At 67.6% G+C, this 13,451-nt stretch carries 13 protein-coding genes; 7 read left to right on the top strand and 6 right to left on the bottom strand.

Translation table 11 applies throughout. The features are described 5' to 3' along the window. Positions 1-113: 113 nt before the first annotated feature. The 5 genes from GJG85_RS32380 to GJG85_RS32360 all read left to right on the top strand — a co-directional run bounded on the left by GJG85_RS32380 (position 114) and on the right by GJG85_RS32360 (position 4,762). Entirely contained in the window at positions 114-1,115 is a 1,002-nt protein-coding gene (locus GJG85_RS32380) for a nitroreductase family protein (RefSeq protein ID WP_050015256.1), read from the top strand. Between the two features lie 61 nt (positions 1,116-1,176). Further along, complete coding sequence (locus GJG85_RS32375) at positions 1,177-1,512, top strand: c-type cytochrome (protein ID WP_050015257.1); 336 nt, start codon at positions 1,177-1,179, stop codon at positions 1,510-1,512. Between the two features lie 22 nt (positions 1,513-1,534). Continuing rightward, positions 1,535-2,524 (top strand): TIGR00730 family Rossman fold protein, encoded by a 990-nt coding sequence (locus tag GJG85_RS32370; RefSeq protein ID WP_050015259.1) that lies wholly within the window; start codon positions 1,535-1,537, stop codon positions 2,522-2,524. A 138-nt stretch (positions 2,525-2,662) separates the two neighbouring features. After that, positions 2,663-2,887, top strand: a complete 225-nt coding sequence (locus GJG85_RS32365) for a hypothetical protein (RefSeq protein ID WP_050015261.1) — start codon at positions 2,663-2,665, stop codon at positions 2,885-2,887. 108 nt (positions 2,888-2,995) lie between these two features. Further along, a complete protein-coding gene (locus tag GJG85_RS32360) occupies positions 2,996-4,762 on the top strand; it encodes a SulP family inorganic anion transporter (protein ID WP_050015263.1) in 1,767 nt (588 codons plus the stop codon). A 73-nt stretch (positions 4,763-4,835) separates the two neighbouring features. Here GJG85_RS32360 and GJG85_RS32355 read toward each other — a convergent pair whose 3' ends face one another. From GJG85_RS32355 to GJG85_RS32335, 5 genes are all read right to left on the bottom strand, one after another. After that, on the bottom strand, positions 4,836-5,486 hold the full coding sequence (locus GJG85_RS32355; RefSeq protein WP_050015409.1) for a BON domain-containing protein: 651 nt from the start codon (positions 5,484-5,486) through the stop codon (positions 4,836-4,838). A 301-nt stretch (positions 5,487-5,787) separates the two neighbouring features. Beyond that, positions 5,788-6,063, bottom strand: a complete 276-nt coding sequence (locus GJG85_RS32350) for a DUF1488 domain-containing protein (protein ID WP_050015265.1) — start codon at positions 6,061-6,063, stop codon at positions 5,788-5,790. 51 nt (positions 6,064-6,114) lie between these two features. Further along, positions 6,115-6,588: a universal stress protein gene (locus GJG85_RS32345; RefSeq protein WP_050015267.1), complete on the bottom strand. Its 474-nt coding sequence runs from the start codon at positions 6,586-6,588 to the stop codon at positions 6,115-6,117. Between the two features lie 129 nt (positions 6,589-6,717). Further along, the gene (locus GJG85_RS32340) at positions 6,718-7,407 is read right to left on the bottom strand and encodes a hypothetical protein (protein WP_239469005.1); all 690 of its coding nucleotides are present in this window, start codon (positions 7,405-7,407) and stop codon (positions 6,718-6,720) included. A gap of 36 nt (positions 7,408-7,443) precedes the next feature. Beyond that, positions 7,444-8,682 (bottom strand): SfnB family sulfur acquisition oxidoreductase, encoded by a 1,239-nt coding sequence (locus GJG85_RS32335; protein WP_124592697.1) that lies wholly within the window; start codon positions 8,680-8,682, stop codon positions 7,444-7,446. A 293-nt stretch (positions 8,683-8,975) separates the two neighbouring features. Here GJG85_RS32335 and GJG85_RS32330 point away from each other — a divergent pair, with 293 nt between their 5' ends. Then, complete coding sequence (locus GJG85_RS32330; protein WP_204384499.1) at positions 8,976-10,247, top strand: acyl-CoA dehydrogenase family protein; 1,272 nt, start codon at positions 8,976-8,978, stop codon at positions 10,245-10,247. After that, on the top strand, positions 10,244-11,644 hold the full coding sequence (locus GJG85_RS32325; protein WP_089490034.1) for an LLM class flavin-dependent oxidoreductase: 1,401 nt from the start codon (positions 10,244-10,246) through the stop codon (positions 11,642-11,644). The genes GJG85_RS32330 and GJG85_RS32325 overlap by 4 nt, the downstream gene beginning before the upstream one ends. A 125-nt stretch (positions 11,645-11,769) precedes the next feature. On the opposite strand, the gene GJG85_RS32320 is transcribed toward GJG85_RS32325, so the two are convergent. Then, on the bottom strand, positions 11,770-13,197 hold the full coding sequence (locus GJG85_RS32320) for an MFS transporter (protein WP_089490035.1): 1,428 nt from the start codon (positions 13,195-13,197) through the stop codon (positions 11,770-11,772). Positions 13,198-13,451 lie beyond the last annotated feature (254 nt).

Genomic DNA, 13,451 nt, shown 5'->3' with positions numbered 1-13,451 from the left:
CGCGCGTGCATGGCCCGGTGACGGGCGCTTGATGTGGGTCAACGGCTGCCGGACGGTTGCTGACACGATGAGATGGCATGACGTCGCCCGCGCGGCGTGCCAGGAGATGATCAATGATGTCCGTTCCCCCGCTTGCCGCAAGCGCCCATGTCGACGATCAATTGAAGTCGCTGTTGGCGTACGCGGTGCTGGCCCCGTCCAGCCACAATTCCCAGCCGTGGCGGTTCATCGTCAACGGCGCCACGATCGCCGTCTGCGCGGACCGGGTCCGCGCATTGCCCGTGGTCGATCCGTTCGACCGCGAACTGATCATCAGTTGCGGCGCGGCATTGCTCAATCTGCGCGTCGCGCTCGATCACGCCGGCCTCGCCCACACGATCAGCACGTTTCCGTCCGAGGTCGACCCCGATCTCCTTGCGCTGGTCCGGGTCTGCGACGACGGCTATTCCGATCGGTCTCTCGGCGGGCTGTTCGACGCAATCCAGGCGCGCGTCACGACGCGCGCGCCGTTCGAATCCACCGCGGTGCCCGACGAGATTCAGCGCGAGCTGATCGCGGCCGGCGTCGCGGAAGGCGCCGAGGTCGCGTGCATCGACTCGATCGCGCATCGCGCACGGGTCGCCGAACTGGTTGCGCAGGCCGACCAGCAGCAGTTCGCCGATCCGCGCTTCCGGCGCGAACTGGCGAGCTGGATCGATCCGCGCCGGCGCGTCGACGGCATGCCGGCATTCGCGGCCGGCGTACCGACGCTGCTGGACTTCGCGGCGCCTGTCGTGACGATGGCGGTGCGGACGTTCGATCTCGGCAACGGGCTGGCCGCGCTCCATCACCAGCTCGTCGGCGCGTCGCCGTTGATCGTCTGCCTGTCGACCGTGCGCGACGATCGCGAAGCGTGGCTGGCCGCGGGCCAGGCGCTGGAGCGAATCCTGCTCGTCGCGGCGCGCGCGGGCTATACGGCGTCGTACCTGAACCAGCCGATCGAGACGGCCGCGCTGCGTGCCGACCTCGGCCGGACGCTCGGGCTGCGCGGCGAGCCGCAGTTGCTGCTGCGAGTCGGCCGCGGCCCGCACACGCCGCATTCGCCCCGTCGCCCGCTCGGCGAAGTGATCTCGTGAGTGATCGCCTGAGCGCAACCGGCGGCGCGCTGCGCGCCTGCCGATCCGGACGAGAAAAACCATGAACATCACGCGTTGCTTCGCTTTCCTTCTGATCGCGGCCATTGCCGGCACGGCGGCCGCGCAAACGACCGTGCCCGAACCGACCGAGCTCGTCAACGCGCAGCACTGCATGTTCTGCCACACGCCCGACATGACGTTCCTCGGGCCGTCGTTCCACGATATCGCCACGCGCTACCGCGGCGATCCGCACGCGGCCGCCGAGCTGGAGCGCAAGTTGCGCGTCGGCGGCCCCACGCATTGGGGCGACACGCCGATGCCGTCCGCCATCGATCGCGGCGGGCCGCTCTCTGCCGACGACGCCCATCAGCTCGTCCAATGGGTGCTGAGTCAGTGACCGTGCCACTGCCTTCCCGCTCATGCCCACGATAGTCAAACGCGTTCCCGCCGGCACCGCGCGCGGCGGCGCGCACGGCAAGCGGATACGCGTCCGGCCCGAAGCGACCGCCAGCCTCGACGACATCCCGCGGCCGTCTCGTCGGGCGCGGCATCTCGCCAGCCATCCGAACTGCACGCCCGGCGACGCGGACACGACGTTGCTGCAACGCGCGACCATGCGCGGGATCCGGCTGCAACTCGACTACTGGAAAGCCGAGGCGCGCCTGCAACATGAGCGAATCGGCCATGCCGTCGTGATCTACGGCAGCACGCGCATCGTCGCCCCCGCTGTCGCGAACGCTCGGCTCGACGAAGCGAACCGCCTGCTCGCGCTGCGCCCGCGTGACCCGGGCCGGCGTCGGGCCGTCGCGGTCGCCAGCCGTCTTGTCGAGCACAGCGCGTACTACCGGGTCGCACGCGAATTCGGCCGTATCGTCGGCCATGCCGACCGGCGCACGCGTACCGCGCGCCTCGCGATCGTCACGGGCGGCGGCCCCGGCATCATGGAGGCCGCCAATCGCGGCGCCTATGAGCGCGGCGCGCCGAGCATCGGCTTCAATATCGAGCTGCCGCGCGAACAGGCGCCGAATCCGTACATCACGCCGGATCTGTGCTTCCGGTTCCACTACTTCGCGATTCGCAAGCTTCACCTGCTCGAGCGCGCCAAGGCCGCCGTGTTTTTCCCCGGCGGATACGGCACGTTCGACGAACTGTTCGAAGTACTGACGCTGCTGCAGACACGCAAGATCGCGCCGCTGCCGGTCGTCCTGGTCGGCGAAGCGTACTGGCGGCGCGCCGTCGATCTGGCGTTTCTCGCGGACGAAGGGATGATCGACCGCCGCGACCTCGAACTGTTCACCTACTGCGAATCGGCCGCCGACATCTGGCATGCGATCGGATCGTGGTACGCACGGTGCCGCGCCAAGCGGCCGGCCCGACGAAGCCCTTCACCGAAGCCGTCCGCCGTGTAGGAATCCGCCGACGGCCGCCGCTCGATTCCTACTACAACTTCGGGACACGCCGATTGAATCGCGCATGCGCGCCGACGATACTGAAATCACGGATCACGGCTCCCGGCACACCGATCGCGGGCCATCAGGAGAGACGTCATGTCACACGCTACCCAGCTTGCCGATTCAGGCAATCCGTCCGGTCGGTCCGATGCAGCCGCGCTCGACACGCTGGCATTGGTCGCCCTCGCCCGCGACGCCGGCATGCTCGTGATCCTCGACGGCCAGATCGGACGGGAGCGGTACGAAAGCGTGACGGGATCGATCGCCACGCTGGCCCGTTTCGCGCAGGCGCTGCAACTTTCGGCGCTCAAGGCTGCATGAAGCCAGGCGCGGTCGTTTCCGTGCCGCGCGCTGCACCCATGCCGATGAACCTGCACCTGCCGGATCGATCAGTTCTTTTTTACCGGATATCCGCTGGATGAAGCGGCGATGAACCTGCCCCGTTCCGGACGCATCGCACGCATGTTCCCGGGTGTGGCGCTGCTCGCGAACTACCGGCGTGCATGGTTACCGCGCGATCTCTATGCGGGCATCGCGCTTTCCGCCGTGCTGGTTCCGGTCGGCATGAGCTACGCGCAGGCGGCCGGCCTGCCGGCCGTCACCGGACTGTATGCGTCGATCGCGGCATTGCTCGCCTATGCGGTACTCGGCCCGAGCCGCATCCTCGTCCTGGGCCCCGATTCGGCATTGGCCGCGCTGATCGCCGGCGCGATCGCGCCGCTCGCGGACCATGATCCGCAGCGGGCCATCGCGCTCTCCGGCGCATTGGCGCTGTTGGCCGGTACGATCTGCGTCCTGCTCGGTACGCTCGGCCTCGGCTTCGTCACCGACCTGCTGTCGCGCCCGATCCAGTACGGGTATCTGAACGGCATTGCGATCACGCTCGCGATCGGCCGCCTGCCCGAGCTGTTCGGCATGACCGCATCGGGCGGCGACGTGTTCGCCAGCGTCCCGCACATCATGCATGCCCTCGTCGACCGCCGGTTTTCACCCACTGCCTGCCTGCTCGGTGTCGGTGTTCTGGCGGCCATTTTCCTGATGAAGCGCGTGATACCTCGCTGGCCCGGCGTATTGATCGCCGTGCTCGCGGCGACCCTGGCCGCACGCGTGTTGCCGTTGCACGGCATCGCCACGGTCGGCGCCTTGCCGGCCGGTGCGCCCACCCCGCACCTTCCGGCTGTCTCGCTCGCCGACCTGAGCGCGCTCGCGTCCGGTGCGATCGCCGTGGCGCTGGTGTCGTTCGCCGACATCAGCATGCTGTCGCGTGCGCTTTCCGTGCGTGCGGGCGACACGCCGGACCGCAACCAGGAACTGATCGCATTGGGCGCGGCGAATCTGCTGGCGGGCGTGACGCAGGGCTGCGCGGTCAGCAGCAGCGCGTCCCGCACGCCGGTGGCGATCGCCGCCGGCGCGCAGAGCCAGGTCGCCCATCTCGTCGCGGCCGCATGCATCGCGATACTGCTCATTGCCGCGCCGACGCTGCTGACGGTCGTCCCGCGCGCGGCGCTGGCCGGAGTCGTGATCTACGCGGCGTTCGGCATCGCCGACGTCCGCAGCGTCGTCCGGCTGTACCGGATGCGCCGCGGCGAATGCCTGATTTCGGTCCTGTGCCTTGCCGGCGTGATCAGCGTGGGTGTCGTTCCCGGCATCCTGCTCGCCAGCGCGCTGTCGCTGCTGTCGTTCGTGTGGCGTGCCTGGCACCCGTACGATGCCGTGCTTGGTCGGCTGTCAGGCGTGCGCGGCTATCACGACATCACACGCCATCCGGACGCCGTGCAAATCCCGGGCCTCGTGCTGTTCCGCTGGGACGCACCGCTCTTCTATGCGAACGTCGAGATCTTCTGCGAGCATCTGCACGCGGCAATCGCGCGCTCGGCATGCCCGGTCGCGCGTATCGTCGTCGCCGCGGAGCCCGTCACCGATATCGACGTCAGCGCGGCAGACCGGCTCGTCGCGCTGTGCGAAGAACTCCGCGAGCAACGCATCGCGTTGAACTTCGCGGAAATGAAGGGGCCGGTGAAAGATCGCCTGCGCGCCTACGGGCTGTTCGACGTGTTCGGCGCCGCCAGCTTCTTTCCGACCGTGACCGATGCCGTGGCGCATCACGTCCAGCGGAAAGGCGAGCACGCGGGCGCGGGCGAACACCGCATGCGCCCGGCGTCATCGCCGCCCGCGCGGAAAAGGAAGGGCGGCTAGACGCTTGAAGACGGGCGGCCGCCGCGCGTATCGCATCCGGCCGGGAGGAGCGGCCGGCTTCAGTCCGCCGGCCTTACTCGACGACCAGGTCGTCGACGACGGCGCGCACGCCACGCGCCGACCACGCCGCGCCGCGCACGGCCTTGCGTTCGGAGAACGAGCCGACCTTGCCGGACAACCGAACGGTGCCGTCGCGCACCTCGACCGCAATGTGTTTCGCCTCGCGCTCCGCGTGGCGCATGATCGCGCGCTTGATGTTGCCGCCGATGTCGGCCGAGCCGACCGCCCCCTGCACGACGATGTGGTCGGTCACGCCGGTCACGCTGCGCATCTGCGAGATCGCGCGCACGGCCAGATGGCTCTGGTAGGCCCATTCGACCTTGCCGGACAGCGTGATCCAGCCGTGTTCGACCTGCACCTTGACCGCGTCGTCATGCAGCCCGACCGTCCAGTGCAGCACCGAGCGCACGGCATTCGCGATGTCCTCGTCGGTACGGATGTCGTCGTTCGGCAGATGCACGGTCATGTCGACGACGAGCGCCTTGACACCGGCCACGCGGTTCGCCGCGCGCTCGATCGCGAGTTTCTCCGCATAGCTCGGCGGGTGACCCGAAAGCGTCACGATCCGGTCGGAGACCTCGACACCGATTCGTGTCGCATCGATTGCCGGGTCGGATTCCAGTTCGTCCTGAACGTCCTGCTTCAACTGCTTGTCGGTTTTCATCATCTGTACTCCCGAGAGCCGCGGCGCGCTTGTCCGCCATACACGACCAGATTTGCACACACGCGGCCGCCCGTTGCTGATGCAGGTCAACGGATGCGTTGCAGTCGCCGCCGGGTTCGCACTTCGTCGAATGGCGGGCACGCGGCCCGCGCTTTCGTCCCGCCAGCGCGGCGCCCCGATGCGGATCGGACTCGCGCGACATCGCGTGTCGCACAACGGACGAAGGACGAAGGACGCTTCAGAAATCGGCGTATCCGCTCGCACCGTCACGCGCTTGATACGCGTCGACGACCCGGCGCGATCAGGTACAGAACCGGAAAAATCCGCTGTGAAGCAGGATCGGCCTGCCGTCCATCTCCTCGAGCAGGCAGCGCGCCGCGCGTTCGATCGCGGGGCGATGGCGTGCGAATGCATCGACGAGATCCTGTTCGCGCGACGATGCCGCCCGGAAGTGGTCTTCCAGCGCTTCCGCGGTGATCACGCAGCGCACGCGGCGGCCTTCGACCACGGCCGGAAAGGCCAGCGCCGGGTCCTGGCCGCAATACGTCGGCGGTTCGGAAGGAAAAGTTATCGGCATGACGATCCCTTGGGCAGATGGCGGGCCGACCCGGTATCGGGCGCGGCGACCCTAGGCTGCCGCGACGGCAGCAGGCGCGGCATCGTCGCCGCGTACGAGCAGGACCGGGCAACGCGATCCGCGCAGAAAGCGTTCGGCTACGCTGCCGAGGACCAGCCGACGGACGCCGCGCCGGCCGTGCGTGCCGACCACCGCGAGATCGATCGACCGTTCGACGACATAGCGTTGCAGCCGTTCAGCGATATCCTGGCCGGGTTCGGTCTCGACGATTTCGGTATCGCCGTTGACGGCCGCATGCGAGATGGCCCGTTCCGCGCTTCGCAGCACCGCCGCGCCATCGCGCCGGACTTCGTCGAGCAGCGCATCCGGGTTCATGCGTCCGGCGTACGTGATCAGAAGCGATTGGTCGACGACGAAAACGGCGAACACGCGCGCGCCGCAGGACCGGGCAACCTTCAGGCCCTCTTCAAGCGCCTGACTCGACGAAGGACTGCCGTCCACGGCGACCATGATGTTCGTGTACATACCTACCTCGCTGGATGACTGGACGCGCCGGTGACGTTCGGCGTTGTTTCATCATCAGCGCTCGCCGGAAACCTGCGTTGACCGAAGTCAACGGTTCGAAGCGGTATGCGCCGGCGCGGACGGCGCCGATTAGCGAGGGTCGACCGGCAGCGCCGGCGTGTCCGGCGGGCGCTCGTACGCCGCGAAGCCCCGCTCGATTTCAAGAATCTTCGACACGCATGCATCGTATTGCCAGCCGGGGCCGCCGTCGGTGCCGTACATGCCCTTGCACATCGCCTTGAGCCGAATCACCGCGCCGCCGTCGCCCGATGCCGTGCGCGATGCCCACAGATAGACTTCTCCGGCGAAATGCGGTTGCGCGGTTTCGATCCGGTCCTCACTGAATCGCGTGATACGGGTCGACGAACGTGCGTCGACGTAGCGCCGTGCGAGCTGCCATGCACGGTCGCATTCGGGTGCCGTCGAACAGTGCAGCGCTGCAGCCTCTCGTGCCGCCAGCAATGGCGTCTCGGTCGACCGGAACGCCGCCTCCTGGCTCATACCGGCGCAAGCGCCCAGCGCGAGCGCAGCCCCGATCGCCCACGTCGGATGTTTCATTGCCCATGCCTCATCACGCGGCGACTTGCGCGCGCCATCGGGCGCCGCGTCATGCAAGCGCCGGAGTCCACTGTATTGCCGGCGGCGCGAATGCGGTTGACCTGCGTCAATCGCCGTCGTGCGGTGCACATCGCGGACGTCGCCTTCGTCGCCACGAGAACATACTTTTGACGATCCGCTGGCTTGAGCGGCGCGGCGCAGCCCGTGGCATGGGCGCGTCACCGATCCTCGGCGCCCGCCTCGCTTGCCGCGGACTGTTCAATTCCACGCATGCCGCGCCGGGCGCGCGCCGTTCAGGTAGTAATTGCCGACGAGGTGATATTTCCAGCGCACCGGGTCGTGCAGCGTATGCGTGCGCGCATTGCGCCAATGCCGGTCGAGGTTGTGCTCGGCGAGCGTCGACTGCGTGCCGGCCAGCTCGAACAGCTTCTCGCCGGCGAGCAACGCGACCTCGGTCGTCAGCACCTTCGCTTCGCCGACCGCGACGGACGCCCGCGCGACGTCGTCTTCGGTCACGTCACCCTTTGCCGCGATCTCGTCGAGCGTGCGCGCCGCGCGTTCGAGCAACGCGTCGGCCGCATGCAGCTGGATATGCAGCCGGCCGATTTCGCGGATCGTCAGCGGATCGTCCACCGCCCGCTCGACGCCACTGTCGACCCACGGCCGCGTGCGGGTCCGCACGAACGCGAGCGTATCGTCGATCGCCGCCTTCGCGATGCCCGCGTCGATCGCCGCCTGGATGATCTGCGACAGCGGGCCGTTGAGCGTCGGCACGTCCGACACGCGCTGCGCGGGCAGCACGTGCGACGCGGGGATGCGCACCGCGTCGAGCACGACCGTGCCGCTCGCGGTCGTGCGCTGCCCGAATCCCGACCAGTCGTCGATCACGGTCAGCCCCGGCGTCGGTTGCGGCACGTACGCGAGCCAGGCCTGCTGCGCGTCGTCGAGCCCGAGCACCGGCACGTAGTGCGCGAACAGCGCGCCGGTCGAATAGAACTTCGTGCCGTCGACCACATAGTCGTCGCCGTCGCGCCGCACGCGCGTCTTCAGGTCGAGCACGTGCTTCGTGCCCTTCTCCGAGAATCCGTTGCCGAACCGCTTGCCGCTCAGCACTTCGGCGAAGAAATGACGCTTCTGCGCGTCGGTGCCGACGAGCGTGATCACGTCGATCAGCCCGAAATGATTCTGCGGAAGCTGCCCGAGCGACGCATCGGCCGCGGCGACGATCTTGATCACCTCGGTGAGCGTCACGTGCGACACGCCTGCGCCGCCGTACGCCTTCGGCACCGTGATCGCCCACAGCCCCGACTGCGAGAACCATTCGATTTCCTCACGCGGCAGCCGGCGTTCTCGATCGCGCTCGGCGGCCCCTTGCGCGAGACGTTGCGCCAGCGCATGCGCGACCGCGATCGCTTCCGCATCATCCGCAATCACACGCGCCAGCTGTGGTTGTGCATCGGCCGGCCGATCCTGAATCGTCGCGCTCGTGTCTGACATCGGGTTCTCCTGTCGAATGGCGAAAGCATTCAATCTAGCAGCGCCGCGCGGACCGGGAAACCGAGCGATTCTCGAAACGATATTCCTTTGGAGAACAAACGACGTCGCAATGGATGCAGGTGAATCGGCGCTTCGACGTCGCAATGGACGCGAGAACGTCGATACGTCCCCGCGCGGGTCTCGGTAATACGCAGCGACGATAACGATCTGAGAATCCGTTATTGGAACGCTTGCATCGCGCTTCCTATACTGGGCTCCCGGCGCACACGGCCCCGCCCTTCGAGGAAATCCGCATGACTTCGTCGCACGCAGCTCCCGACCTTTCCACCGGTACCGATTACGACGCGCTCGCGAGCCGGTTCCGGCCGATCTTCGAGCGTATCGCCGCCGGCACCGCCGAGCGCGAACGCAACCGCGAACTACCCCACGAGGCGATCGGCTGGCTGAAGTCGGCAGGCTTTGGCGCGATCCGGCTGCCGGCAAGCGCCGGCGGCGCAGGCGCATCGCTGCCGCAGTTGTTCCGGCTGCTGACCGAGCTCGCCGCCGCCGATTCCAATTTGCCGCAGGCGTTACGCGGGCATTTCGCGTTCGTCGAGGACTGGCTGAACGCGACGCCCGGGCCGCAGCGCACGACCTGGTTCGACCGCTTCGCGAGCGGCCAGCTCGTCGGCAATGCGTGGTCGGAAGCCGGCGACGTACCGCTCGGCCAGACCGTCACCAAGGTGTCGGAGCAGAACGGCCGGCTCGTGCTGAACGGCCGGAAGTTCTACAGCACCGGCAGCCTGTTCGCCGACTGGATCGACGTGTTCGCGCAGCGCGCGCACGACGGCAGCGACGTGATCGTCGCCGTCGCGACCGCGCAGCCCGGCGTGATCCGCGACGACGACTGGGACGGCTTCGGCCAGACCACCACCGGTAGCGGCACGACGCGTTTCGAGAATGCGGCGGTCGACGCGGACAACGTGATCGATTTCGCGCGCCGCTTCAAGTACCAGACCGCGTTCTACCAGTTGTTCCACGTCGCGACGCTGGCCGGCATCGGCCACGCGATCGTGCGCGATGCGGGCGAGCTCGTGCGCAACCGCACGCGCGTCTACAGCCACGGCAATGCGCAGCGTGCGGGCGACGACGCCCAGCTGCAGCAGGTGATCGGCGAGATCGCGTCATGGGCATACGCGGCCGACGCGCTCGCGCTGCGCGCCGCGCAGCCGCTTCAGCACGCGTACGAAGCGCGCTTCGGCGGCGACGAAGCGGCCGAGCAGGCCGCGAACGTCGCGGCCGAAATCGAATCCGCGCAGAGCCAGCTCGTCGTGTCCGAACTCGTGCTGCGCGCGGCGACGCGCCTGTTCGACGCGCTCGGCGCATCCGCGACCCGCAGCACGACCGCGCTCGATCGCCACTGGCGCAACGCGCGCACGGTGTCGTCGCACAACCCGCTCGTGTACAAGGCGCGCATCGTCGGCGACTGGATCATCAACGGCCGTACGCCGCCGTTCGTCTGGCGCGTGGGCAGCGGTGCGGGCGCCAATACCGACACCGCAGCGGAAACGAGGGTCGCGCAATGAGCAAGACCATTCGCTTCAACGCATTCGAGATGAATTGCGTGGGCCATCAATCTCCCGGCCTGTGGGCGCATCCGCGCGACCGCTCGTGGCAGTACAAGGATCTCGACTACTGGACCGACCTCGCGCGCGTGCTCGAACGCGGGATCTTCGATGCGATCTTCATCGCGGACGTGATCGGCTATTACGACGTGTACAAGGGCAGCAACTATCACGCGCTGCACCAGGCCGCGCAGATCCCGGTCAACGATCCGCTGCAACTGGCCGCGCCGATCGCGATGGCGACCGAGCATCTCGGCATCGGCATCACCGCGTCGACGACGTTCGAGCACCCGTACACGTTCGCGCGCCGGCTGTCGACCGCCGACCATCACACGAAGGGCCGGCTCGCGTGGAATATCGTCACGTCGTACCTGGAGAGCGGCGCGAAGAACGTCGGCGATCACGGGCTGCGCACGCACGACGACCGCTATGCGGTCGCGGCCGAATACGTCGAGGTGCTGTACAAGCTGTTCGAGGGCAGCTGGGAAGATGGCGCGGTGGTGCGCGATCGCGACGGCCGTGTGTTCACGCATCCGGAGAAAGTGCACGAGATCGGCCACAAGGGCCGCTTCTTCGACGTGCCCGGCTATCACCTGTGCGAGCCGTCGCCGCAGCGCACGCCGGTGCTGTTCCAGGCCGGCGCGTCGGGCCCCGGCAAGGCGTTCGCCGCGCAGCACGCCGAATGCGTGTTCGTCGCCGCGCCGACCCGCGACCAGCTCGCGCGCTACGTGGCCGACGTGCGTGCACAGGCCGCGGCAGCCGGGCGCGATCCGGCGAAGGTGCTGATCTACAACCTCGTCACGGTGATCGTCGACGAGACCGACGAGAAGGCGCAGGCCAAGTTCGACGAGTATCGCCGCTATGTGTCGTACGACGGCTCGCTGGTGTTCATGTCGGGCTGGACCGGCATCGACTTCGGCCAGTACGCGCCGACCGATCCCGTCAGGCGCGTCGAAACGAATGCAATCGTGTCCGCGGTCGAACACCTGTCGGGCGGCGACACCGCGTGGACGATCGAGGCGCTGGCGGCGTGGGGCGGCATCGGCGGGATGGGCCCGGTGTTCGTCGGGTCGGCGGCGACCGTCGCGGACATCCTGCAGGAATGGGTCGCCGCGACCGACGTGGACGGCTTCAATCTCGCGTATGCGGTCGCGCATGAAACCTTCGAGGACGTCGTGCGCTATCTCGTGCCCGAACTGCAGCGCCGTGGCGCGTATCCGACCGCGTATGCGCCGGGCACGCTGCGCGAAAAACTGTTCGGCGGCTCGGCGCGGTTGCCGGACGAACATCCGGCCGCGCAGTTTCGCGATATCGAACAGGTCAAGCGCGCGGCCGAGCGGGAAGCGGTCAGCGCTTGACGCGTCATATATCGAAGCCGGTCTGTCCGCATTCGCGCGGCGACCGGCTTCAGTAAAAACGGCTTCGTGCGATTCGACGAAGCCGTTCGTGTTTTCCGAGGGGGCGGTAAACGCCCCCTCGGCGCTTACGCCACGCTTTCGTCGTCGACGTCATGCGCCGTCGGTTCGTACCGCACGATCAGCAGAAACACGATCGGCGTGACCGCACTGATCGCGACGACCCAGAACATGTCGGTGCCGAGACGGGCCTGCAGGATCGGCAGCACGAACAGCGCCAGCGCCTGGCCGATGCCGCACAACGACCGCCCGAAGCCGACGCCGGTGCCGCGAATCGCGGCCGGATACGACAGCGTCGGATAGATCATCATCTGTGCGCCGGGGCCGAAGCCTTCGGCGAACAACCACGTACCGAGCATCAGCAACACGACGCCGACCGCGATCGCCCCGTGCGGATGGCCTGCGAGCGCCAGCGCGACGAGCGCGACCGTTTGCAGCGCGAACCCCGCGATCGCGACATGACGCGACGCATACCGATATGCGAGACGCATGCCGAGCAAGCCGCCGGTGAACGCGAACAGCACGTTCAATGCGAGCGATGCCGCGATCGTCTCGAACACGCCCGCACCGAGGAATTGCGACAGGATCGACGGCAGGAAGAACGCGATCGCCGTGTATTCGAACGGGATGCACAGGTTCATCACGCTGGCGACGATCGTGCGCCCCAGATACGGACGCTGGAACAGCACGCGAATCCGCACGGGCGGCGGGCTCGGCTCGCGTCGCGCATCGTCCGCTTCATGCGCGTGGATGCCGTACGACTCGCGCAGGATGCGCGCGGCATTGGCCAGGTCGCCCTGATTCGCGGCCCACAGCGGCGACTCGTTCATGAAGCGGTTGCGGAACAGGATGATGACGAGCGCCGGCACCGCGCCGAAAATCAGCGATGCGCGCCACAGCCAGCCCGCATGCTCGGCCGGCAGCAGGAAATACAGGCCGAAGATCAACAGGAAGCACACCGACGACGCGACGTACCACATCGGGCACCACGCAGCGAGCCGCGACGCCTTGTTGCCGCGGCCGTTGAACTTCGAGAATTCGGCAAGAAACGCCATCGCGACGGGCAGGTCGATGCCGACGCCGAGCCCCATCACGAAGCGCGCGGCGATCAGCACCCAGACATTCGGCGCGAGCCCGGCCGCGATCGCCGCGACCACGAAGAACAGCATGTCGGCCATGAACACCTGGTAGCGGCCGATCCGGTCGGTCAGCCAGCCGCCGATCAGGCTGCCGAAGATCGTGCCGATCATGATCGCCGAACCGACCAGCCCGGTCAGCGCGGGCGTCAGCCCGAATTCGCGCGCGACGTCGTCGATGCCGTACGACAGCGTCGTCAGGTCGTACGCGTCGAGAAACACGCCGCCGAGCGCCAGCAGCACGATCATCCGTGCGTGGCTGACCGAACTGTCCACCGTATTGATCAGGCGCGCGACGTCGCTGGCCGAGCGGATGGGAGAAGAAACCGGCGTGACCGGGCTCAGATCGATCGAACTCATCGGATTCCTTAGTTTGATGCCGAATGCATGGCAAGGTCGTCGTGAAGCCGGGAACCGGGCAAGTGCCTGCGCGACCATCGCGGCGTCGAACGAACGCGGCGCCGCTGTCGCCGGGTTCCGGCAGCGGAAATTCTGTTCCTCCGGTCCGGCAATCCCAAGCGATATAAACCGATAAATTAATCGGCGTGCGTCATAAAGTTGCGCGGGCGGCGCTTGGCAGCGGCACGCATGTTCAATCGAGAATGCCTTCGTTA

This window comes from Burkholderia sp. MS389 (genome assembly GCF_016899425.1).
GTDB lineage: Bacteria > Pseudomonadota > Gammaproteobacteria > Burkholderiales > Burkholderiaceae > Burkholderia > Burkholderia sola.
The sequence above is the reverse complement of the archived record's forward strand: the minus strand, read 5'-3'. Positions and strand labels throughout refer to the sequence as shown.